Here is a 23,032-nt window from a genome sequence, read left to right on the forward strand (position 1 = left end):
TTGCTGTAGAGAAATTGCCGGTTATTTGCTGTTTTCGGCAAACAGGTCTCGGTCGAATAAATCCGGTTCGGCTTGCCGTTGTCGGCAGTCGATGCGGATGTCTTCTTTCACCATGCAGCAGCAGGTGAGGATTTCGTTGGGCAGAAGCATGGCCAGCGGGCTTTCTCGGTATGCAACGCTGCCGGATAGGAGTTTGACGCGGCAGGAGCCGCAATAGCCGCTGCGGCATTGGTATTCGATTTCGTGGCCGGTGCGCTCCAAGGCTTCGAGCAGGGTTTCGCCTTCCTGCATGGTGAAGCGGGTGCTGTGGGTGGTAATCTGGGGCATGGCGTGCGGTGTTTGGTTTGGTGCAGTGAAAATTTCAGGTAGCCTTTCTTATGCGCGGGCAGGCATAAAGGCTACCTGAAATTGTTTGGCCTGGCCAAGGCCGGATTTCTTTTGGGGTTAAAGCTGACTGACGGTCTGCTTCAAGATGTAGAGGTTGGCCAGTTCGCCTTCCACTTGTTTACCGTCGGCATCCAGCGCCCAAATCTGGCCGTTGCCGATTTGGTAGAGCCGCTCGCCGCCGGCTTTGTCGAGCTGGAATACTTCTTGCGGCTTGCGCCAAGTGAAGCGGCCATCGGTTTTTTCAGTAAACGGCTGGCGCTGCTTATAGGTTTCGGTGAGTAGGTAGCTGCCGTCTTCTTGCAATATCAAGGTGGTTTCGATGCCTTCGCAAGAGGCGCAGGGCAGCACGCCATAGTAGCGGCCACTCCATTGGGCGGCAGGTTGTGCAGCAGTGGAAGCAGCTGATGCGGCAGGCTCAGCAGCAGGCTGTGAGGCAGCAACAGTGGAAGCAGCCGCCGGGGTGGAGCCCGGTGTGGCATTGTCTTGCGGGGCACAGGCGGCCAGCAGGAGGATAAGGGGGAGGGCGGATCTTGTTTGCATCTTAAATCCTTTCTCGATGGTTTGGCATTGTGACGAACTAACGGGTAAGTTGCCAACGGCCGTCGCGTTTGGTAATGAGAATGTTGTAACTGTTTTTGGCGTCTTCGTAGGAAGAGAGGCCGGTAAATACTTTGATTTCACATGTATAAATTCCACGTTTAACTTTACCGCCACCGGTACGGGTGCAGGATTTGCCCGTGGCTAAATGGCTGCCTTTAGGCAGGTTGCGGTTGGCCTCATTAGCCAGTTTTAGGACAGTTTGCTGCGGTGGGGGCGTGATAGTTATATCGCCGGTGCTTAGGTAATTGTAGCCGCCGTAGGCGATAGCCCCGACGATGAGCCAGCTAACGAGTTTTCCAATGTCCATAGAAATATCTCCTTAAATGAGTTGATTTTATTAACTTAATTCTGCTTTAAAAATCGACATATCAGTAGTAATAGGTGTTTCCAGAGGTGTATCAGTTTCAGCCTCTGCTGCGGCCAGTTGTTTCTTCTCGGCCAAATACTGCCCGATTTGCCGCACCAACTCCTGCGTGCCCTGATGGGCGAGTGCGCTGATTTCAAATAGGCGCGGGGTTTGCCAATTGAAGCCAGGCTCGCCGGGGGCCGGGTAGTCCCAGCCGACGGCTTCGAGGAATTCGGCTTTGCGTTCGGCAGCCTCTTCCGGCGTGAGCATATCTAGTTTGTTCAGCACTAACCAGCGCGGTTTGTCAAACAGTTCGTCGTCGTATTTTTTCAGCTCGTTGATGATGGCCAGCGCTTCGGCGGCGGGGCTGACGGCTTCGTCGAACGGGGCCAAGTCTACCACGTGCAGCAAGAGGCCGGTACGCGAAAGGTGTTTCAAAAAGCGGTGTCCCAGCCCGGCGCCTTCGGCCGCACCTTCAATCAGGCCTGGGATATCGGCCATCACAAAGCTTTGGCTTTCGTCCACGCGCACCACGCCCAGGTTGGGGTGCAGCGTGGTGAAGGGGTAGTCGGCCACTTTGGGGCGGGCGGCAGACACGGCGCGGATCAGGGTGGATTTGCCGGTATTGGGCATGCCCAACAGGCCGACGTCGGCCAACACTTTCAGTTCCAACAGCAATCGGCGCGCCTCGCCGGGTTCGCCGGGCGTGGCCTGTTTGGGCGCACGATTGACCGAAGATTTGAAATGGATGTTGCCCAAGCCGCCTTTGCCGCCGCGCGCCAGGCAAACGCGCTGGCCGTGCCGCGTGAGGTCGGCCACGATTTCGCCGGTGTCGGCATCTCGGATTAGTGTGCCTACGGGCATTTGCAGCTCGATATCGTCGGCGCCGGCGCCGTAGCGGTCGGAGCCGTGGCCTCTTTCGCCGTTTTTGGCCTGATAACGTTTCACAAAACGGTATTCCACCAGCGTGTTTACGTTTTCGTTGGCCACGGCGAACACGCTGCCGCCGCGCCCGCCGTCGCCGCCATCCGGCCCGCCGCGCGGCACGTATTTTTCGCGGCGGAAGCTGACCGCGCCGTTGCCGCCGCGCCCGGCGGCGACTTCGATTTTGGCTTCGTCGATAAATTTCATTTGCGCTTTCCGTTTTCAGGTAGCCTCTTTGGGGCTACCTGAAAATTTTGATTCGTTATGTAGGATGATGCTTGCGGCTGGAATGGGTATGGCTGTGCGCCGGATTTTGCTTTAGCCAGCCGTGTGCAAATATGCACATTATAAAGGACTGGCGCAAAGGCTACCTGAAAATTTGTGCCATGTTTTCGTTTTGCAGAAACTGTGCCTTGGCTGCGCCAATTATCGTCTCACTGTGTTACAGCGGACGTTTTCAGGTAGCCTGCTGCTTAAACCGACAGCATCACGTATTTGGTTTCCAAATATTCTTCCAGTCCGTATTTGCCGCCTTCGCGGCCGATGCCTGATTGCTTCACGCCGCCGAAGGGGGCGGCTTCGTTGGAAATCACGCCGGTGTTGATGCCGACCATGCCGTATTCCAAGCCTTCCATCATGCGTGTGGCCGTGCCGAGGCTGCGTGTGTAGCAATAGGCGGCCAGGCCGTATTCGGTGGCGTTGGCCTGTTGCAACACGTCTGCTTCGCTCTCGAAACGGAACGCGGGGGCGAGTGGGCCGAAGGTTTCTTCGCGCGCCACTTTCATGCCGGCATGGGCGTGGCGGATAACGGTGGGCTGGAAGAACAGTTCGCCTGCTGAGTGGCGCGCACCGCCGGCAACTACTTCGCCACCATGAGCGAGCGCGTCGGCCAGGTGTTCTTCCACTTTGGCCAGCGCGGCTTCATCAATCAGCGGGCCGCATTCCGTGCCGCTTTCCAAACCGCTGCCCACTTTCAGGTAGCCTGCCGCTTGGGCGAATTTGCGGACAAATTCGTCATACACGCCGCTTTGCACATAGATGCGGTTGGCACACACGCAGGTTTGGCCGGCGTTGCGGAATTTGCAGGCAATCGCGCCGGAGACGGCGGCATCGATGTCGGCATCGTTGAACACGATAAACGGCGCGTTGCCGCCCAGCTCCATCGAGGTTTTCTTGATGGTGGAAGCGCATTGCGCCTGCAGCTGTCGGCCGACGGCGGTGGAGCCGGTGAAGCTGAATTTTTTTACCGTATCGCTTTCGGTGAGCACGCGGCCGATTTCGCGCGACGAGCCGGTGATTACGTTGAACACGCCCGCCGGAATGCCGGCACGTTCGGCCAAGGCGGCAATGGCTAGAGCGGAAAACGGCGTTTGTGAGGCAGGGCGGATGACGAAGGTGCAGCCGGCGGCCAGCGCGGGCGCGGCTTTGCGCGTGATCATGGCGTTGGGGAAGTTCCACGGCGTAATCGCGGCACACACGCCGACGGGCTGCTTGAGCACCAAAATACGTTTGTCGGGCGCGGGGCCGGGAATGGTGTCGCCATAAACGCGCTTGGCTTCTTCGGCATACCATTCGATGTAGGACGCGCCGTAGGCAATTTCGCCGCGCGCCTCGGCCAGCGGCTTGCCTTGCTCCAGCGTGAGTAGGGTGGCGAGCTCCTCCTGTGCTTCCATCATTAAATCAAACCAACGGCGCAGGATTTGGCTGCGTTGTTTGGCAGTGAGCGCACGCCAGGCGGGCAGTGCGGCCTGGGCAGCGGCCACCACGCATTCGGCTTCCGCCGCGCCCATATCCGGCACGCTGCCGATGATTTGGCTGGTGGCAGGGTTGGATACGGCAATGGTACGGCCGCTGTCGGCATCAAGCCATTGGCCGTTGATGTAGCACTGGGTGCGCAGGAGGGCGGGATGGTTGGGCTGGGTCATGGAGGCTACCTGAAAAGGATTGGAAGTAATAGGAAAGTTACCCTGAAAAATGGTTTGATGCAGCATCCGGCAAGCCGGGAGATTACCTGACTGAGTAGGCCGGATCGGATAGTATTAGCTTGGTAAATCGAGTTGTTAACAGAAACGTGTTTTCAGGAAAGGTTACTGTTTCTCAGGGAATACCGCTCGATAATATTCAGCTACAGGTGCATTCTCATCAATATTGATGCCTAATTCTTTCAGATATTGCTGCGCTGCGTGGCGGCTTCTTCTACCAAATTTGCTGTCTGCCTTTATTGCATAACCATGTGTGGCAAGGAACTGCTGGATTTGCCGTGCCTGTTCGGCTTCCGATAAGGCGGTATCTACCTCGGTCGGTACGGGCTGTCGACAGAAGGGAACATACGTTTGTGCGGTTTCGCTTTGGCATATCTGTTCTACCGCGCTGCCAAAAGAGATGTTGATTTTCGGCACATAGTCTGCCGATGCGGCCCAGCCGTAGGCGCAGGCTGCCAGCCACAGGCCACCTGCCCAACGGGACATCAGCCAGAAGGCTTTGCGATTGCGTATCTGCTGATGGTAGGCGGCGGGAACTTTGCGCCGCTGCCACCACACTGCCAACCTGCTGGGTAGGCTAATCAGTATGCCTGCAATGGCAGTATATATGGCAACGTTCAACGCACTGAAAATTATTGTGCCTATTGGGTGCTGAGCCATGTTATCTTGCATATAAGCAATCATGGACAGTGTTTGCAGTGTCAGGAAGGGTACCCCAAAGAGCAGCCAAACACCTGCCGAATAAGCGGGCGAGACTTTGTCCATAATGCGGTTGAGCGCGACAGCCAGTGCATCCGACATTTCGCGGCTGATAAAGAATTGGCAGGCTTCCTGTACTATACGTCCGGTGTTTTGTACGGTGTCGGTACGATGGGCAGCAATGCGGCGCATGGCTTCGTCCAGCACAGGCTGCCCGGCATAGCGGTTGAAAAACGAAATGGCGCGTCTTTTATTCAAAAGGCCTTTTGTAGGGATTTTTTGGTTTAAGTATGCCAGCTCGTCTGCGAATAAATCATCAAAAATATGCGGCCGTAAGTAGGGATAGGGCGGGTTGGAAAAGGCATAGCAGGCGTATTGCCGCTGGTGTAGGGAGAAATCCAAACAGATAGCAGGGCTTTCACCGCGATAGGCTACCTGAAAGGTATTGGCACCTGTTTCTAGAGCAGATATGGTTTCAAAGGGGATTTTGGCGGTCAGGAATTTGGCGGTGGAGTGGTTCAAAAGGTCAGACAACACATTATAGGCAGGAATGGAGTCTGCATTTTCAAATTTGAGCGTCAGTTTGGCGGCTGCTTCAGCATAAGTGTGGCGAATGCGGGTGAAAAAACCGTGTCCGTTGCATTCGCGGCAACGCACCTTGCCACGGCCCGAGCAGGTGCTGCAGGTGGTATGCCCGCTGCCGTGGCAGCCATAGCAGCTTTTGTACACTGTTTTGTTGCCGCGATAATTGCCTTTGTAGTCATATTCCGGTACCTGTTCGCTGCGTCGACCCGACCCTCCGCACGAAGAACAGCTGTTATGGCCTCTGCCGCTGCACGATTTGCAGCGTACTTTGCCGCTGCCGCGGCAGGTGGTGCAGTATTCTCGCACGGAATAGCTTGGAAAACGGTGAAAAGAGTGTTTGTTGTCTGTCCAAGCCAGACCCTGCCCGTTTGCTTTGCGCAATTTGTTGGTAAAGCCAGCACGCAAATCGCGGTTGTTTGCCACTTCGTGCGCCAGCTGTGTGGTGTGGGCTTCGAAGGCAGCGGTATCCGAACCAAAATGTATTTCTGCTGCAGCATTACCCACTGATTTTTGGTCGTCTGAATCGGCATAAAACCGCCAATCGGCCAGGGCATGGATAATAAAATCCGTGTCGCTATGATTTTGCGGTAAAACGTCTTCGGCGGTTGCCTGGTTTCCGTTTACCAGATTGCGGATTTGCAAAAGCAGGTTGCCGGCCAAATCCTGATAACGTTCTTGGACCATGGCAAAATTTTCCAAATAGTCGGTTATGTGGATTTCTGCACGATAGAGTAGGGTAGGCCTAGTTGTTTTAAAGGCTACCTGAAAGCAATGATTGCCAGCTTTCAGGTAGCCTTTGCCTATTTACTCGAGCTCCAGCACGGCGGAGGTGTACACGTCTTGTACGTCGTCCAGTGTTTCCAGGGCGTCGATCAGGCGCTGCATTTTGGCGGCATCTTCGCCGGTGAGCACGGTTTCGTTTTGGGCGCGCATGGTGACGTCGCCGTCTTCGGCTTTGAAGCCGGCGGTTTCGAGCGCGGCTTTGATGCCGGCCCAGTCGTTGGGGGCGGTGATGACTTCAAATGAGCCGTCGTCGTGTGCAACAACGTCTTCGGCGCCAGCTTCGAGGGCGGCTTCCATCAGGGCGTCTTCTTCGGTGTCGGGGCCGAACAGGAGGTAGCCTTGGTGTTTGAAGTTGAAGGCTACGCAGCCGTCGGTGCCGAGGTTGCCGCCGTGTTTGCTGAAGGCGTGGCGCACGTCGGCCACGGTGCGGGTTTTGTTGTCGGTGAGGCAGTCCACCATCAGGGCGGCGCCGCCGATGCCGTAGCCTTCGTAGCGCAGTTCGGTGTATTCCACGCCTTCGAGGTTGCCGGTGCCTTTGTCGATGGCGCGTTGGACGTTGTCTTTGGGCATGTTGGCGTCCCAGGCTTTGTCCATGGCCAGGCGCAGGCGGGGGTTGGAGGCGGGATCGCCGCCGCCGAGGCGGGCGGCTACGGTGATTTCTTTGATCAGTTTGGTGAAGATTTTGCCGCGTTGGGCATCAACGCGGGCTTTTTTGTGTTGGATATTCGCCCATTTGCTATGGCCGGCCATATTGCTTTCCTTGTTTATCTGGTGGGATGACAAAGCGTGATTTTAGCATTTTCAGGTAGCGTGTTGAACAGCGGGGCGCGGGAGGAGGGGCGGATGGTTTTCAGGTAGCTTTTGTTGGGAATGGAGGCTACCTGAAAAACCAAACCGGCCATATAGACCGGTTTTGTATGATGGAAGCGGTATCACAGGCTCCACACATAATTGAGCCATTCGTTATCTTGCTTGGCGCCAAGGCGGGCATAGAAGCGCTGGCCGCCTTTGTTCCACGGGGCAACCGTCCATTTGATTTGCACGCAGTTGTGCTTTTGGGCTTCCTCTTTTAGCACGAGCATCAATTTTTCACCGGTGTTCTGCCCGCGATAGGCTTCGTCTACATACAGCTCTTTGATATATACAGCAGGGCGGTTATGCAGGGTGTAGGGTAGGAAGTAGTACACAATCATGCCGACCAGCTTGTCGTCGTCGGTGGCCACAAAGCTGTAGAAATCGGGCGGATTTTTGCGGAAGCCGCTGTTCACCACCACTTCCGGGGTAATAGCGAAGTCGTTGATATATTTTTCGAATACGGCCAAGCCTTTCATCAGCTCCCACAGCTGCGGGGCATCGCTTTCTACGGCTTTACGGATGACGATACTCATGTTTTGCTCCTAGTTACAGTTAAAGGAAATCTCGTGTGTGAATATACGCCTATACAGAGGTAGGAGGCTACCTGAAAAATGGCATAGCGGTTTCAGGTAGCCTTTAGCCTAATCGGCCAGCGGGTCAAGCATTTGGGAAAAGGCCTGCTCAAACTGGGCTAGGCCGTCTTGCTGGAGCTTGGCGGCCAAGGCTTCGAGGTCAATGCCGAGGGCGGCGATTTCGTCCAGAATCGGCTGTGCAGGCATGGCAGGGAGGGAGAGGGCATCGGCAGCGCGGTCATGGTCGGTAAAGGCGTGCAGCACGGCATCGGGCAGGGTGTTGACGGTGTGTGGGGCGATCAGGTTGTCCACATACAGGGTGTCGGGGTAGATGGGGTTTTTCACGCCGGTGCTGGCCCAGAGCAGGCGGGCGGTGGGCACGGTGTTGCTTGGCTGGCCGAAGAATTGCTGCCAATCTTGATAGGCGGCCTGCGCCAGGGACAGAGCGGTTTTGCCTTGCAGGTGCGGCGGTAGTTGGGGGTCGAGCGCGGTGTCGATGCGGGAGATGAAAAAGCTGGCCACCAGCTGCGGCGTAGCCTGACCTGTGCGTTGCGCCAATCCTTGCTGATAGGCTTGGTAGGCGCGTATGGTTTGGGCACGGGAGAACAGCAGGGTGAGGTTGATGTTGATGCCGTCGGCCAACAAGGCGGGCAGGGCGGCGAGGCCGGCATCGGTGGCGGGGATTTTAATCATGGCATTGGGGCGGCCGATCAAATTCCACAGGCGGCGCGCTTCGGCAATAGTGCCTTCGGTGTCGTGCGAGAGTGCGGGGTCGCATTCGATGCTCACCAGCCCGCTGTTGCCTTCTGCAGCAAACTGCGCAGCAAACACATCACAGGCGGCCTGCACGTCGGCCACAGCCAGGGTTTCATAGCGCGCTTTGGCAGAAAGCGGCTGCTGCTTTAATTGGGCGATTTCGGCTGTGTATAATGCGTCGCCGGCCAGCGCTTGGCGGAAGATGGCCGGATTGGAGGTAACCCCGCTTACGCCGCTTTGCTGCAACTTAGCCAACGTGCCGGAGCGCACGAGCGAACGGGAAAGGTTGTCGAGCCAAATTTGCTGGCCGAGCTGTTTGACTTCCTGCAAAATAGCCATATTTTGAGCCTCTGCTGAATGTGTAAATTTTGGAAATTACCTGATTCCGGCGGCCGCCGCAAGCCGGAATGAAGAAAGAAGAATGATGAGTGAACAACAATATCTCGCCCACGCCCGCGAAGTGCTGGCGATAGAAGCCGATGCGCTGCGCGCCCTGTCCGACTCGTTGGAAGGCAGTTTTTTCCGCGCCTGTGAAGCCGTGCTGGCCTGCGAAGGCCGCGTGGTGGTGAGCGGCATCGGCAAGAGCGGACATATCGGGCGCAAAATCGCCGCCACACTGGCCTCTACCGGCACGCCCGCCTTTTTCGTGCATCCGGCCGAAGCCGCGCACGGTGATTTGGGCATGATTGTGGATGGCGACGTGGTGCTGGCCATTTCCAACTCCGGCGAGAGCGACGAAATCGCCGTGATCCTGCCCGCGCTCAAGCGTAAAAACATCACGCTGATCGGTATGACCGGCCGCCCCGAATCCACGCTGGCGCGCCATGCCGACATCCACCTCACCGTGGCCGTGCCGCAGGAAGCCTGCCCGCTCGGCCTCGCGCCCACCAGCAGCAGCACCGCTGCATTGGCTTTGGGCGACGCTCTGGCCGTGGCGCTGTTGCGTGCCCGTGCCTTTACGCCTGACGATTTCGCCCTCAGCCACCCTGCCGGCAGCCTGGGCAAACGCCTGCTGCTGCAAGTGGCCGACGTGATGCACTCAGGCGATGAATTGCCCGTGGTGCGCCTGGATACGCCTTTTGCCGACCTGATTGTGTGCATGAGCGAAAAAGGCTTGGGCATGGTGGCCGTGGCCGACGAGGCAGGCTACCTGAAAGGCATTTTTACCGACGGCGATTTGCGCCGACTGTTCCAGCAGCAGCGCGACCTCTCCGGCCTCACTGCCCAAGCCGTGATGGGGGCGCATCCGAAAACCATCACGCCAAACCGCCTGGCTACCGAGGCGCTGAAAACCATGCAGCAAAACCGCGTGAACGGCTTGCCGGTGTGCGATGAGGCGGGCAGGCTGTTGGGCGCGCTGAATATGCACGATTTGCTCAAAGCGCGGATTGTGTAGGCGCGCCGGGTGGTTGCCATAAAGGCTACCTGAAAACCGAAGCTAAGTTTTCAGGTAGCCTTTATCTTTGGAAAAATTAGATGAAACAACAAACTATTTCTTATGCAGCGCCGCTGTTGGTGTTGGGCTGCGTGGTGTTTGGGCTGGGTAGCCTGATTGTGAAATTTGTGCAGGTAGGCTCGTATGCGGTGGCGTTTTGGCGGCTGGCGGTGGCGGCAGTGGTGTTTTGGCTGCTGATGCGCCATTTCGGGCAGAAGCTGCCGCAGAGCCGCCTGGCGTTGCGTTTTGCTGCGTTGGCGGGGGTGTTTCTGGCTATCGATTTGGCGTTGTGGCACGAGAGCATCCATGCGGTGGGGCCGGGCATTTCTACGCTGCTCAACAGCTTGCAGATTTTCTTTTTATCGGCCATCGGCGTGATTTTTTACGGCGAACGCTTGGGCAGGTTGCAGCTGGCGAGCCTGCTGTTGGCGGTGGCCGGGGTGGCGCTTATCGGCAGCCCGGAGTTCGGGCACAACGGCCGGGCAGTGTGGGGGTTTGTGAGCGGTACGGCTTCGGGGGCGATGCTGGCGCTGTCGATGGTGTTTGTGCGCAAAACGCATGAGGCAGAGCGGGTGGCGCTGTTTCCGATGATGATGGTGCTCAGCGCGGGCGGGGCGTTGGCATTGGTGGTGCCGGCGCTATTGCTCGACAGCGGGGCGCTGTATCCGGCCAGCTGGCGCGATGTGGGGCTGGTGCTGGTGTATGGCGTGGTGATGCAATGCTTTGCCTGGGGCTTGATTGCTTATGCGATTCCGCTGCTGTCGCTCTCGCTCACCGGGCTGCTGTTGCTTTCCGAGCCGGTGGCGGCGCTGCTGATTGATTATTTTCTGCTGGATAAGCCGATTAACGGCTGGCAGTGGATCGGTGCGGCACTGACTTTGGCGGCGATTTATTTGGGTTCTCTGAAGAAAAACACGGCTTGAGGCTACCTGAAAACGAGCGCGGCGCGTTTCTGCGAAGTAAACCCGCTTGGCCAATTAAAGCCATATTCCTGCCGATGCGTGGCATTTGGTTTTCAGGTAGCCTTGTTTTATAGCGTATGTGTGGTGTTTTATTGCTCTAAATTTTGGTTTGAATAAATAAAATTGCCGATATTTGGTGATGCGGTGCTTGACCGACCGGGGGCGATTCTTTACGATTGTTTGCAAAATCGTTGTTGATGTAAGTTGCGGCGGCCGCTGAGCTTTGGCAAATGGCCGCCATTCACATTTTAAGAGGTATTCGAACGTGTCTAATCCGCAAAATCCCAAGCGCGAAACCTTCTCCAGCCGTCGGGCGTTTATGTTTGCCGCCATCGGCTCGGCGGTGGGTTTGGGCAATATCTGGCGCTTTCCCTATGTAGCGTATAAAAACGGCGGTGGGGCGTTTATCCTGCCGTATTTGGTGGCGCTGCTCACGGCGGGCATCCCGCTTTTGTTTCTCGATTATGCGGTGGGCCACCGCTACCGCGGCTCGCCGCCTTTGGCTTTCCGCCGCCTCGACCGCCGGTTTGAAACCATCGGCTGGTGGAATGTGTTGGTGAACGTGCTCATCGGGCTTTACTACGCGGTGATTTTGGGCTGGGCGGCCAGCTACACCTATTATTCGCTCAATGCGGCCTGGGGTGCGAATCCTGCCGATTTCTTCTTCAAAGACTATTTGCAGATGGCTTCGGATGTGTCGGCGCAGATGCAGTTTGTGGCGCAGGTAACCGTGCCGCTGGTGCTGGTGTGGCTGGCTACTCTGCTGATTTTGGCCTTCGGCGTGCAAAAAGGCGTGGCGCGCGCGTCCACTTTCTTTATGCCGCTGTTGGTGGTAATGTTTGTGCTCTTGGTGGGGATTGCGCTGTTTTTGCCGGGTGCGGCCAAGGGTTTGGACGTGTTGTTTACCCCGGATTGGAGCAAGCTGGCCAGCTCGGAAGTGTGGGTGGCGGCCTATGGGCAGATTTTCTTCTCGCTCTCGGTGTGCTTCGGTATCATGATTACTTATTCTTCCTACATGAAGCGTGATTCGGACTTAACCGGCACGGGCATGGTGGTGGCGTTTGCTAACAGCAGCTTCGAATTGCTGGCCGGTATCGGCGTGTTTGCCGCGCTGGGCTTTATTGCCACGGCCAACGGGCAGCAGGTGGGCGATGTGGCCGCCGGCGGCATCGGCTTGGCCTTTATCGCGTTTCCCACCATCATCAACCAGGCGCCGGCTGGCGCGCTGATCGGCCTGCTGTTTTTCGGCTCGCTGGTGTTTGCCGGGCTCACTTCGCTGATTTCCGTGCTGGAAGTGGTGATTGCAGCGGTGCAGGACAAACTGAAAACCGGCCGCGTGGCTGCCACCTTGGTGGTGGGCGTGCCGATGATGACGGCTTCCGTGCTACTGTTCGGCACCACTACCGGCCTGCCGGTGTTGGATGTGTTGGATAAATTTGTGAACACCTACGGTATCGTGGCCGCCGGCTTCCTGTATGTGTTGTGCGTGGTGCTGAGCCGCCATCTGGGCGTGCTCTCCCGCCACATCAACAAAACTTCTTCGCTGAAAGTGGGCAAAATCTGGCTGCTGTTTGTGGGCGCGGTAACGCCCCTGGTGTTGGGCACCATGTTCTTCACCGACACACGCTCGCTGCTCACCGAAGGCTATGGAGGCTACCCGGCTTGGTTTGTGAACATCTACGGCTGGGGCACGGCTATCGGGGTGGTGGTGTTTGCCTTCCTACTTTCCCTCCTGCCGTGGAAACACGAAGACAAACTGCAAGAAACCCCTGTTGAAACCGAAGGAGACGAACAATGAGCACGATTGCGATTGTGATGATGGTGGTGGCGCTGGTGGTGATCTGGGGCGGATTGATTGTGTCGATCATGCGGCTGCCGGAAGACCACGGCAGCGGGCAGGAGTAAGCAGCCGATTGTGAACAAAGGCTACCTGAAAGTTTCAGGTAGCCTTTTTTAGTTTTCAGGTAGCCTCACTGCAAGTAGACATTAAGTTCGGCCAATCTGCATCAAGGCTACCTGAAATCTTTCAGGTAGCCTGACAAGCAGGGCAGGAACAGCACCGAAGTGGTAAAATCCAGCTTTCGGTTTTTAGTATGGAAACGGGCAAAAACGGCCCGCAATCAGGAAAATTTGGCAGATATGACAGAACAAATAACGCGCGAGAGTATGCAGTATGACGTGGTGATCGTGGGCGCGGGCGTGGCCGGGCTGTCGGCGGCGATACGGCTCAAGCAGCTCTCGGCCGAGGCAGGCAGCGACATCAGCGTGTGCGTGGTGGAAAAAGGCTCAGAAGTGGGCGCGCATATTTTGTCTGGCGCGGTGTTCACCCCCAAGGTGCTGAACGAGTTGCTGCCCGATTGGCGCGAGCGCGGTGCGCCGCTCAAGCAGCCGGTAAAAGGCGAGCGGCTGCTTTTCCTCACGCGCCAATCCGCGCTGCCGCTGCCCCTGCCGCCCAGTTTCCACAATCAGGGCAACTACATCATCAGCTTGGGCGTGTTGTGCCGCTGGTTGGCGGAGCAGGCTGAAGGTTTGGGTGTGGAGATTTACCCCGGCTTTGCCGCCGCCGAAGTGCTGTATCGGGAAGACGGCAGCGTAAAAGGCATTGCCACTGGCGATATGGGCATTGGCAAAGACGGCCAGCCCACCGATGCCTACCAGCCCGGCATGGAGCTGTGGGGGCGGCAGACGGTGTTTGCCGAGGGCTGCCGCGGTTCGTTGTCCGAACAGCTGATTGCCAAGTTCCAATTAGACCGCCACAGCCAGCCGCAAACCTACGGCCTGGGTGTGAAGGAGATTTGGGAAGTGCGGCCTGAACAGTCGCAGCCCGGCAACGTGGTGCACACCGTGGGCTGGCCGCTGGATGCCCGCACCTATGGCGGCTCCTTCCTCTACCACTTGGCCGATAACAAAGTGGCCGTCGGCTTCGTGGTGGGGCTGGACTATCAAAACCCCTACCTCTCGCCGTTTGAAGAGTTTCAACGGTTTAAAACCCATCCCGCTATCCGCCCCGTGTTTGAAGGCGGGAGGCGCATTGCCTATGGCGCGCGCGCGCTCACCGAGGGCGGTTTGCAGAGCCTGCCCAAACTCACTTTCCCCGGCGGCGTGCTGGTGGGCGATGCGGCGGGTTTCCTCAATGTGCCCAGCATCAAGGGCGCGCATACCGCTATGAAATCGGCCATGCTGGCCGCCGAAGCTGTGTTTGGCGTGCTGCAAAACAATGCGGCGGAAGAGGGCGCCGAAGCTGCGGCCTATGCTGAAGCCTTCCGCCAATCCTGGCTGCACGACGAGCTCTACCGCGCCCGTAATATCCGCCCCGCCTTTAAATGGGGCTTCTGGCCGGCCATGGGGCTCAATGCGCTGGATGTGTATCTGTTTCGCGGCCGCGCTCCGTGGACCATCGGCCATCACGGCAGCGATCGTGCCAGCCTGAAGCCGGCTGCCGTGTGCCGCCCCATTGAATATCCCAAACCGGACGGCCAAGTGTCGTTCGACCGCGCCAGCAGCGTGTATCTGGCCAACACCCATCACGAAGAAAACCAGCCGCCGCACCTGAAGCTCGCTAGCGAACAGACTGCTATCGAGGTGGGTTACCGCCGCTTCGCTGCCACCGAAACGCGCTACTGCCCCGCCGGCGTGTATGAAATTGTGCAGGAAAACGGTAAACCGCGCCTGCAAATCCATGCTGCCGACTGTATCCACTGCAAAACTTGCGATATCAAAGACCCCGCCGCCAACATCACCTGGAGTTGCCCTGAAGGCGGCGGAGGACCGAATTACGGCGAGATGTAGCGGCCGGTAGGTTTCAAGTAGCCTTTTTTTGATGAGTTTGGCAGGAAGCAGCGGATTGGGCGATTTGATTTTCAAGTAGCCTTTATGGCGCCGCTCGGCAGAACTATGCCGATATTCCTTATACACAGAGTAGATAGCTATTCGCTGATATCGGCACCATGCCCACTAAGTGTTCGACGTTCTGTTCAATAGGTTTCAAAACCCAATTAGGTTGAACAAACAGGCTACCTGAAACTTCACACTCCAAACAGGTAAAAGCAAACTCCCCAACCTTGCCGGTTGGGGAGTTTTAATACTGGCGGAGTAGGAGGGATTCGAACCCTCGATACAGGTTTTAGCCCATATGCACCCTTAGCAGGGGTGTGCCTTCAGCCTCTCAGCCACTACTCCGTGTTCGGAACGGCGGATAATATAGGAAGCGTACCTAAAAGGCAAGATATTTTGTGCCCAGGGCGGGTGCTTGGGTTTGATAGACTTGAAGTGTAAAGATTTTTAGCTGACAGAATAGCAGGCAGTTTGCAACGGATAAGCAGCATAAATGTACCAACGGCTTACCGCTTCATCGCTGTTTGCTATAATGTGCAAAGAAATGTTTTGTTCATTTAACGTACTACTGCGTTTGGGAATGGCTTGTGCCGACAAGCAAATTTTTCAGCCGCAACGGATAAATCAATATGAAACGATTGGGTTTTAAGCTGAGCAGCGGTATTGGCAGGGCGCTGTCGCACAAAATCAAACAAACGCAGCGCCTGTCGCGCAAAACGGCGGCGGTGATTTTGCTGTTGATGGGGGCAGCCTTGGTGTCGCTGGTGTCGCTAGGGTTTGCCAAATTGGCGGATTATGCGCTGCATCTGAACGCCAAATGGTCTCAGCAGTATCCGATGGCAGCGTTTGCAGTGTTGCCGGCAGCGATGATGCTGATTGTGTGGTTCACGCGCCGTTATGCGCCTTATACGGCGGGCAGCGGGATTCCGCAGGTGTTGGCCACGCTTTCGATGCCGAAAGTGAAAGGAAGCAACCGCTTGGTGGCTTTGGGGCGCACGGCTTTGAAAATCCCGCTTACGTTTTTGGGCATGTTGGTCGGGGCTTCCATTGGGCGCGAGGGGCCTTCGGTGCAGGTGGGGGCGGCGGTAATGCTGGCATGGGGCTCTTGGTGCAAACGCTACAATTTGGCATTCAAACGCTTGCAGGACAAGGAATTGCTGGCGGCAGGCGCGGCTGGCGGTTTGGCGGCGGCATTCAATGCGCCGCTGGCCGGGGTGATTTTTGCGATTGAAGAGCTGGGGCGTTCGGTGTCGCTGCATTGGGAGCGGCAGATTTTTATCGGCGTGCTGGCTTCGGGCTTTTTTTTGGTGGCGATTGAGGGTAACAGCACCTATTTTCAAGGCTTTAACGCCGGGCAAACGGCGGAGCATATGTTGCGCTGGGCCTTGCTTTGTGCTGCGGTGTGCGGCGTGGCAGGCGGGCTGTTTGCGCGTTTTTTAAGCAAGGGTGCAACTTGGCTGGCGCTGTCGAAATGGCGCAACTGGATGCGCCGGCACCCGATTTGGCTGGCGGGCGTGTTCGGCTTGATGCTGGCCGCCTTGGGCGTACTGTTTAACGGGAAAACCTACGGCACGGGCTATGATGTGGCGGCAGCCGCGCTGCACGGGCAGACGGATTTGGCCTACGGCCTGGCCGGAGCGAAGTGGGCAGCCACGGTGCTTTCCTATTGGGCGGGCATTCCGGGCGGGATTTTCACGCCTTCGTTGGCCATCGGTGCGCTCTTGGGCGTGCACATTGCCCAAGTTGCCGGCGCGGAAGCACCGGCGGCGATTTTGGCCTTGCTGTGCATGGCTGCGTTTTTAGCAGCGGCCACGCAAGCGCCGCTTACGGCCAGCGTGGTGGTGATGGAAATGACGGGCAGCCAGTCGCTGCTGTTTTGGATGTTGGTGTCGTCGATTGCGGCTTCGGTGATTGCCCGCCAGTTTTGCCCGCAGCCGTTCTACCATTTTGCGGCAGGACGTTTCCGCCAGCGCGTGCGCGAGGAATTGCAGCGGGAAGAGGAAGCGCGGTTGGCGGAAGGAGCGACAAAGTAATGGAAAAGGCTACCTGAAAATACTTTTCAGGTAGCCTTTCAGCCTCAAACGGCAGGTTTTAGCGCTGATTGTAAATACCGTAGTCGTAGCCTACGCAGAAGGCTGTACCATTCGCTCCTTTGCTTGTTCGGGTGCCGGTATAAAAGCATCGGTCGTTTCTCACACCATGTACCGCCTGACATGCGTTCATGGCCTGTTCGGCCGCTACTACATCATTGTCGTTGATGGCAAGGAATAGATCGTTGATTGAACGAGGATTATCCGTGGCTTTCACCAGTACTGCGCAAGTATTGCTGAAGGTGGCAAACACTTGGCAATTAGAAGAAACGCATTGCTTCTGTGCTTCTTCAACTGCTCTTTCTTCAGAAAGGTATCCGCCCGGCCAGCTTACCCCTCTGTTGTTAAAGTCCCAAGCCAAAGCCATCCAATACGGCGTGGCGCGGAAACGGGCGATACGTGCTTGCACCTCCGCCTCGCGCTGCTCCCAGGCGCGTATTTCAGCGGCGGTGGGGCCGGAGTAGGTTGGCTGTTGTTGTGCTTCGCGGTTCTGCTGGATTTGCTTGTTCAGCCCGTCTGCCAGCCACGGGTCGAAACCATCCGCCCAAGCCAAGCCCGCGCTGCCCAATAGCAGTGCCGCCAACGCGCCCGCTGCCGTGTTCATCATGGTTTGCTTCATCTTGCCGCTCCTGTTTGGAAAGGGGAATAAGGGTATTGCCGATGATCTGATTGTAACAAAAAACAAGATATTGTAAACATCTATCCCGCTGCTTGAAGGCTACCTGAAAAGTGAGGCATGTCGGGCATTGATGCCGGATTATGTGTTTGTATCTGTAAAGTGTCGGGTACCAATGCCCGATCTGCGGGCTGCCATTTTCTGCAGGGTGGGCTAAAGCCCACCCTGCACATGTATCGATTTTTCTGTGTGTTGGCTATTGCCTTTAGTTGGCAAAGGGCTACCTGAAAATGGGAAGATATGTTTTTCAGGTAGCCTTTGTTTGTGTTGGAAGAGGCTACCTGAAAAATGCTGCGGCAAAAAAAGCCGCCCGATTGAATGTGTCGGGCGGCTGCTTTTCTAGCTGTTTTGTTATGGCTTATTTGCTGGCTTTCAAAATGCGGCGGATGAAAATAAGCATACCGCCAATGAAGAAGGCCAAGCCGAGGAATTCGCCTGTGGTGTCCCAGTTTTCGAGGTTCAGCGCCAGTGGGGAGTCTGAGCCGCCGCTGGTAACAGACAGGGCAATAATCAGAGCCATAATCACGCCGATCAAGCTCTCGCCCACAATCAGGCCGGCGGCAAACAGGGTGCCTACGCGTTCGGCATCTTTCTGTTTGGCCTCATCTTTGCCAATATGGCGTTTCAGGAAGGCAGCCATGATGGCACCGATGGCAATCGGCATATTGATAGCCGGCGGCAGGTAGATGCCCATGCCCACGGCCAAGGTGGGCAGCATCAGTTTGGAGCCGCTGCGTTTGAATATTTCGTTGATGATGATGAGTACCACACCAATACCGATACCGGTGAGGATGTAGTTCCATTGCAGCGAGTGCGAGAAGATGGCTTTGGCGATGGTGGTCATCAGCGTGGCCTGCGGGGCAGCCAGAGCTTGGCTCGGATCCATATCCGGGCGCGGCATGGCGCCGGTGAAACCGTAGGCAGCGTGAAGCAGCTCAAGCACAGAAGATACCACAAATGCACCCACCACACAGCCGATAATCAGCGCCACTTCCTGCCGCCACGGGGTGGCTTTAATCAGGTAGCCGGTTTTCAGGTCTTGTAGGTTATCGTTGGAGATGGAGGCCACGGCCACTACGGCGGAGCCGCAGAATAGGGTGAGCGCCACTAGGAAGTTGCGCGAGCCTTCATCGGCAAACAGGTTGTTGGCACTACCGACACCCAGCAACACCAGTGAAATGGCCACCACGGAGATGATGCCGATGCCAGAAATCGGGCTGGAAGAAGAGCCTACCAAGCCGGCCATATAGCCGCAGGCGGCTGCCACCAGGAAACCGATAACGAAGGCCAGCAGGGTGCAGACCACTACCAGCAGCCAAGCCGTGCCTGTGGGCAGGTTGGCATCAGCCACGAAGTGGTAGAAGGAAAAGCCCAATAGCAGCATCATACCCAGTGCGTAGGCAATCATGGCTTTGGGCGACAAGTCTTGCTCAACGCGTTCCAGTGCAGCGCCCTCGCCGCCTCTGATGGCACGGAACGACATTTTCATGCCTTCGAGGGTGGGTTTGAGCAGGGTAATCAGTGTCCAGATAGCAGCAATACCGATGGTGCCCGCGCCGATAAAGCGCACTTTTTCTTTCCACAGCTGCATGGCGAAAGCGACCATTTCCATATCGGCTGGCTGCGGATTGGTAGCAGAGAAATAGGGGATGGCGATGCCCCAGGCAATCGCAATGCCCACCAGCATGGCAATACCGCTGGCCAGGCCGACCAAATAGCCTGCGCCGAGCAGCGCCAAGGAGAAGCCCATCGGGATTTGGAAAATAGATGCGCCGGCTTTGAACCACAGGCTGGCGCTGTCGGCCACTACGCGCAGGCCGTTGCTGGCGAAACTGAAAATACCGGAAATCACGCCGCCGGTAACGATTTCGCCGATACCACTGTCAGCCTTTTGCGCGGTGTCGGCATTTTCTTCGCCCACCACGCCGTCGCCGCTGCCGACTTTCAAAATCTCAGCCGCAGCCACGCCTTCGGGATAGGGCAAATCGCTTTTCACCACCATGGCATAGCGCAGCGGGATGGTGAAAATCACCCCCAAAATACCGCCGGCCATACACAGCAGAGTGGTTTGCCAAAACGGGAAACCTGTCCAATAGCCGCTCATCAAGAGGCCGGGCAGGATGAAGATCACGGAAGAGAGCGTACCCGCGGCAGAAGCCTGGGTTTGCACCATGTTGTTTTCAAGGATATTACTGCCTTTGGCGAACTTCAAAATTGCCATAGAAATCACAGCAGCTGGAATAGAAGAGGCGAAAGTGAGACCAACTTTCAGCCCCAAATAAATATTGGAAGCGGTGAACACAACAGTGATCAATGCACCCAATATCATGCCGCGCAGGGTAAGCTCCCTGTAGTTGGCATAAGGGTCGTGAGTTGAGAGAGACATAATCTTTACCTTCGGTTGGAATGAGGTTGCATTTTTTTTCGATATTCCGATTATGTCAATAGGAAATTAGCAAATGTAAATAATTATTTACAATTTACTAAAAAATAACAGAAAAGAAATTATGCATGATTATTTGAAATATTTTGATAATATATTGAATTAATTCTATATAACAAAATAATATCATAGTATGAAAAATCATTAATCAGGAAATGCTTGTTGTGTGTTAATTTATATTTAACGTAAACTTACATATGGATATGAGGATATATGGTAGAGACGGGGAAAGTAGAAGAGATATTTTGAGCAGAAAGAGCAGCAGATGCCGGCTAATTGTTTGATAGGGTTATATGCGGACAAGAGAGAGAAAGGCTACCTGAAAATTTCAGGTAGCCTGATTAATAGCGGGCGTTTACAGCACCGATTTCACGGCATTGACAACATTTTCCACGGTAAAGCCGAATTCTTTAAACAGTACGTCGGCAGGGGCGGATTCGCCGAAGCGGTTGATGCCGACGACTGCGCCGTTCAGGCCGACGTATTTGTACCAGCCGTCGGCGTGTCCGGCTTCTACGGCGATGCGCGGCAGGCCTTTGGGCAGGACGGCGGCTTGATAGGCGGCATCTTGGCGGTCGAACACGTTGGTGGACGGCATGGACACGACACGCACGGCGATGTTTTGCGCGGCGAGTGCTTTTTGCGCTTCCAAAGCCAGCCCGACTTCGGAACCGGTGGCAATGATGACGGCTTGAGCGTTGCCTTGGGCTTCGCTGATGACGTAGCCGCCGCGTTTGATGTCGTTCAGTTGTTGCTCGTTGCGCGCTTGGAAATTCAGGTTTTGACGGCTGAAAATCAGGCAGGACGGGTGGTCTTCGGCTTTTGCCGCTTCCGCCCATGCCACCAGCGATTCGGCGGTATCGCACGGGCGCCATACGTCCATATTCGGAATCAGGCGCAGGGTGGCGGTTTGCTCAATGGGTTGGTGGGTCGGGCCGTCTTCGCCGAGGCCGATGGAATCGTGGGTGAACACGAACACGGGGTTGATTTTCATCAGCGCCGCCATGCGCAGGGCGTTGCGTTCGTATTCGCTGAACATCAGGAAAGTCGCGCCGAAGGGTTTCACGCCGCCGTGCAGGGCAAGGCCGTTCATGATGGCACCCATGCCGAACTCGCGCACGCCGTAGTGGATGTAGTTGCCGCCTTTTTCGCGGGTAACGGAAACGCTGCCCGGCCAGTCGGTCAGGTTGGACGGGGTCAGGTCGGCAGAACCGCCCACCAGCTCGGGCAACTTTTTGGCGAGGATTTCGATGCTGTTTTGGCTGGCTTTGCGGGTGGCGATGGTTTCGGCTTTGGCGCACACTTCTTGCAAGGCCGTCTGAATATAGGCATCGAAGTTTTCAGGTAGCCTGTGTTCCATGCGGCGCACGAATTCTGCGGCTTCGGCAGGATATTTGGCTTGGTATTGTGCGAACAGCCCGTTCCATTCCGCTTCCAATTTCGCGCCTTGTTCTTTCGCGTTCCATGCGTCGTAAATTTCTTGCGGGATTTCAAATGCGGGGTAAGCCCAGCCCAGATGTTTGCGCGTGGCTTCGATTTCGTCTGCGCCCAAAGGTGCGCCGTGGGTTTTGTGGCTGCCCTCTTTGTTGGCGCTGCCTTTGCCGATTAAGGTTTTGCAGCAGATGAGGGACGGTTTGCCGGTTTCGGCGCGGGCGGCTTCGATGGCGGCTTGAATGGCGGCGGTGTCGTGGCCGTTTACGTTGGGAACGACGTGCCAGCCGTAGCTTTCAAAGCGTTGCGGGATGTTTTCGGTAAACCAGCCATCCACTTTGCCGTCGATGGAAATATTGTTGTCATCATATAAAACAATCAGTTTGCCCAAGCCCAGGGTGCCGGCGAGCGAACAGGCTTCGTGCGATACGCCTTCCATCAGGCAGCCGTCGCCCATGAAGACGTAGGTGTAGTGATCGACGATGTTCAAACCGTCTTTATTGAACTCGGCGGCAAGGATTTTTTCCGCCAATGCCATGCCCACTGCGTTGGCAATGCCTTGTCCCAACGGGCCGGTCGTGGTTTCCACGCCGTCGGTGTAGCCGTATTCGGGGTGGCCTGGGGTTTTGCTGTGCAGTTGGCGGAAGTTTTTCAGGTCTTCGATGCTCAGGTTGTAGCCGGTCAGGTGCAGCAGGCTGTACAACAGCATGGACGCGTGGCCGTTGGAGAGGATGAAGCGGTCGCGGTTGTAGAATTTGGGGTTGGCAGGGTTGTGGTGCAGGAATTTTGTCCACAAGACTTCCGCCATTTCCGCCATGCCCATAGGCGCGCCGGGGTGGCCGGAGTTGGCTTTCTGGATGGCATCGGCGGAGAGGAAGCGGATGGCGTTGGCAAGTTGGGAGGGCATAGTGTTTCCTAAATGATTGGTTTAGATAGAGTAATGAGGCTACCTGAAAATTACCCGGCAAGCGAAAACGGCGCAAATTATCGCACTTTTACGCAGTGCGTTCAAAACATCAGGCGAACAGCTTTTCCAGTGCGGCCTCAATATCGCGGCGCACCACGGCTTTGCTGCAGTTGCTGTTGATAACCGCATAGCGCTCGGGTGCGGCGGCGGCGCGCTCTAGGTAGCTTTGTCGCACACGGGTGAAGAAATCGGATTTTTCCTGCTCGAAGCGGTCTTTGTGGCGGCTGCGTTCGATGCGTGCCAAGGAAATTTCCAACGGCACGTCGAGCAGGATGGTGAGGCTGGGGCGCAGGCTGCCCTGCACCCATTGTTCGAGCTGGGCAATATCGGCTTCTGGCAGGCCGCGGCCGCCGCCTTGGTAGGCGAAGGTGGCATCGGTGAAGCGGTCGGACACCACGGAGACGCCGCGCTCCAGAGCGGGCAGGATAACACTTTCGATATGCTGGGCGCGGGCGGCAAACATGAGCAGGGTTTCGGCACGCAGGCAGGCCTGGGTTTGCGGGCTGAGCAGCAGGCGGCGCAAGGCTTCGCCCAAGGGTGTGCCGCCGGGCTCGCGGGTGAACAAGACGGGGCGCCCTTGTGCGGCAAACCATTCGCGGATTACGGCCAGCTGGGTGGTTTTGCCGGCGCCATCGATGCCGTCAAGGGTGATGAAATGGGCGGTCATTGTTTAACTCCGTTGAAGCTTTGCTTTTAGGTGGCCTG

At 56.5% G+C, this 23,032-nt stretch carries 20 protein-coding genes and 1 tRNA gene; 6 read left to right on the forward strand and 15 right to left on the reverse strand.

Annotated elements, in window-relative coordinates; genetic code table 11:
- Positions 1 to 21: 21 nt before the first annotated feature.
- The 10 genes from yfaE to tal all read right to left on the reverse strand — a co-directional run bounded on the left by yfaE (position 22) and on the right by tal (position 8,828).
- The gene (gene yfaE / locus A7P96_RS06655) at positions 22 to 327 is read right to left on the reverse strand and encodes a class I ribonucleotide reductase maintenance protein YfaE (protein ID WP_067525730.1); all 306 of its coding nucleotides are present in this window, start codon (positions 325 to 327) and stop codon (positions 22 to 24) included.
- Positions 328 to 444: 117 nt separating this feature from the next.
- A complete protein-coding gene (locus tag A7P96_RS06660) occupies positions 445 to 927 on the reverse strand; it encodes a copper resistance protein NlpE (protein WP_067525732.1) in 483 nt (160 codons plus the stop codon).
- Positions 928 to 964: 37 nt separating this feature from the next.
- A complete protein-coding gene (locus A7P96_RS06665; RefSeq protein WP_067525734.1) occupies positions 965 to 1,294 on the reverse strand; it encodes a hypothetical protein in 330 nt (109 codons plus the stop codon).
- A 30-nt stretch (positions 1,295 to 1,324) separates the two neighbouring features.
- Positions 1,325 to 2,464, reverse strand: a complete 1,140-nt coding sequence (gene obgE, locus A7P96_RS06670) for a GTPase ObgE (RefSeq protein ID WP_067525736.1) — start codon at positions 2,462 to 2,464, stop codon at positions 1,325 to 1,327.
- Between the two features lie 266 nt (positions 2,465 to 2,730).
- Entirely contained in the window at positions 2,731 to 4,182 is a 1,452-nt protein-coding gene (locus A7P96_RS06675) for an NAD-dependent succinate-semialdehyde dehydrogenase (RefSeq protein WP_067525738.1), read from the reverse strand.
- Between the two features lie 162 nt (positions 4,183 to 4,344).
- Positions 4,345 to 6,207, reverse strand: coding sequence for a hypothetical protein (locus A7P96_RS06680; RefSeq protein ID WP_067525740.1), 1,863 nt, complete (start codon positions 6,205 to 6,207; stop codon positions 4,345 to 4,347).
- A 120-nt stretch (positions 6,208 to 6,327) separates the two neighbouring features.
- Entirely contained in the window at positions 6,328 to 7,056 is a 729-nt protein-coding gene (locus tag A7P96_RS06685) for a YebC/PmpR family DNA-binding transcriptional regulator (RefSeq protein WP_067525742.1), read from the reverse strand.
- A gap of 14 nt (positions 7,057 to 7,070) precedes the next feature.
- Positions 7,071 to 7,208 carry a hypothetical protein gene (locus A7P96_RS10790; protein ID WP_156496300.1) on the reverse strand — a complete coding sequence of 46 codons (138 nt, stop codon included), beginning with the start codon at positions 7,206 to 7,208 and terminating at the stop codon, positions 7,071 to 7,073.
- A 30-nt stretch (positions 7,209 to 7,238) separates the two neighbouring features.
- Positions 7,239 to 7,694, reverse strand: coding sequence for a GNAT family N-acetyltransferase (locus A7P96_RS06690; protein ID WP_067525744.1), 456 nt, complete (start codon positions 7,692 to 7,694; stop codon positions 7,239 to 7,241).
- A 108-nt stretch (positions 7,695 to 7,802) separates the two neighbouring features.
- Positions 7,803 to 8,828, reverse strand: coding sequence for a transaldolase (gene tal / locus A7P96_RS06695; RefSeq protein ID WP_067525746.1), 1,026 nt, complete (start codon positions 8,826 to 8,828; stop codon positions 7,803 to 7,805).
- Positions 8,829 to 8,910: 82 nt separating this feature from the next.
- Here tal and A7P96_RS06700 point away from each other — a divergent pair, with 82 nt between their 5' ends.
- From A7P96_RS06700 to A7P96_RS06715, 5 genes are all read left to right on the forward strand, one after another.
- Positions 8,911 to 9,885, forward strand: a complete 975-nt coding sequence (locus A7P96_RS06700) for a KpsF/GutQ family sugar-phosphate isomerase (protein ID WP_067525748.1) — start codon at positions 8,911 to 8,913, stop codon at positions 9,883 to 9,885.
- Positions 9,886 to 9,965: 80 nt separating this feature from the next.
- Positions 9,966 to 10,847, forward strand: a complete 882-nt coding sequence (locus A7P96_RS06705) for a DMT family transporter (RefSeq protein WP_067525750.1) — start codon at positions 9,966 to 9,968, stop codon at positions 10,845 to 10,847.
- Between the two features lie 304 nt (positions 10,848 to 11,151).
- Complete coding sequence (locus A7P96_RS06710; protein ID WP_067525752.1) at positions 11,152 to 12,684, forward strand: sodium-dependent transporter; 1,533 nt, start codon at positions 11,152 to 11,154, stop codon at positions 12,682 to 12,684.
- A complete protein-coding gene (locus A7P96_RS10340; protein WP_035580098.1) occupies positions 12,681 to 12,791 on the forward strand; it encodes a methionine/alanine import family NSS transporter small subunit in 111 nt (36 codons plus the stop codon). The genes A7P96_RS06710 and A7P96_RS10340 overlap by 4 nt, the downstream gene beginning before the upstream one ends.
- Before the next feature lie 234 nt (positions 12,792 to 13,025).
- Entirely contained in the window at positions 13,026 to 14,675 is a 1,650-nt protein-coding gene (locus tag A7P96_RS06715; protein WP_067525754.1) for an electron transfer flavoprotein-ubiquinone oxidoreductase, read from the forward strand.
- A gap of 296 nt (positions 14,676 to 14,971) precedes the next feature.
- On the opposite strand, the gene A7P96_RS06720 is transcribed toward A7P96_RS06715, so the two are convergent.
- Positions 14,972 to 15,065, reverse strand: a tRNA-Ser gene (locus A7P96_RS06720).
- Positions 15,066 to 15,349: 284 nt separating this feature from the next.
- On the opposite strand from A7P96_RS06720, the gene A7P96_RS06725 reads away from it, so the two are divergent.
- Positions 15,350 to 16,753, forward strand: a complete 1,404-nt coding sequence (locus A7P96_RS06725; RefSeq protein ID WP_067525756.1) for a chloride channel protein — start codon at positions 15,350 to 15,352, stop codon at positions 16,751 to 16,753.
- Positions 16,754 to 16,811: 58 nt separating this feature from the next.
- Here the strand turns inward: A7P96_RS06725 and A7P96_RS06730 are convergent, their stop codons facing one another.
- The 4 genes from A7P96_RS06730 to tmk form a co-directional block, all read right to left on the reverse strand.
- Positions 16,812 to 17,429 carry a DUF4189 domain-containing protein gene (locus A7P96_RS06730; protein WP_067525758.1) on the reverse strand — a complete coding sequence of 206 codons (618 nt, stop codon included), beginning with the start codon at positions 17,427 to 17,429 and terminating at the stop codon, positions 16,812 to 16,814.
- A gap of 415 nt (positions 17,430 to 17,844) precedes the next feature.
- Complete coding sequence (locus A7P96_RS06735) at positions 17,845 to 19,872, reverse strand: OPT family oligopeptide transporter (RefSeq protein ID WP_067525759.1); 2,028 nt, start codon at positions 19,870 to 19,872, stop codon at positions 17,845 to 17,847.
- Positions 19,873 to 20,284: 412 nt separating this feature from the next.
- Positions 20,285 to 22,267 carry a transketolase gene (gene tkt / locus A7P96_RS06740; RefSeq protein WP_067525761.1) on the reverse strand — a complete coding sequence of 661 codons (1,983 nt, stop codon included), beginning with the start codon at positions 22,265 to 22,267 and terminating at the stop codon, positions 20,285 to 20,287.
- Positions 22,268 to 22,376: 109 nt separating this feature from the next.
- On the reverse strand, positions 22,377 to 22,994 hold the full coding sequence (tmk, locus tag A7P96_RS06745; protein WP_067525763.1) for a dTMP kinase: 618 nt from the start codon (positions 22,992 to 22,994) through the stop codon (positions 22,377 to 22,379).
- Positions 22,995 to 23,032: the final 38 nt, after the last annotated feature.

It is taken from the genome of Eikenella sp. NML03-A-027, assembly GCF_001648395.1.
Lineage (GTDB): Bacteria > Pseudomonadota > Gammaproteobacteria > Burkholderiales > Neisseriaceae > Eikenella > Eikenella exigua.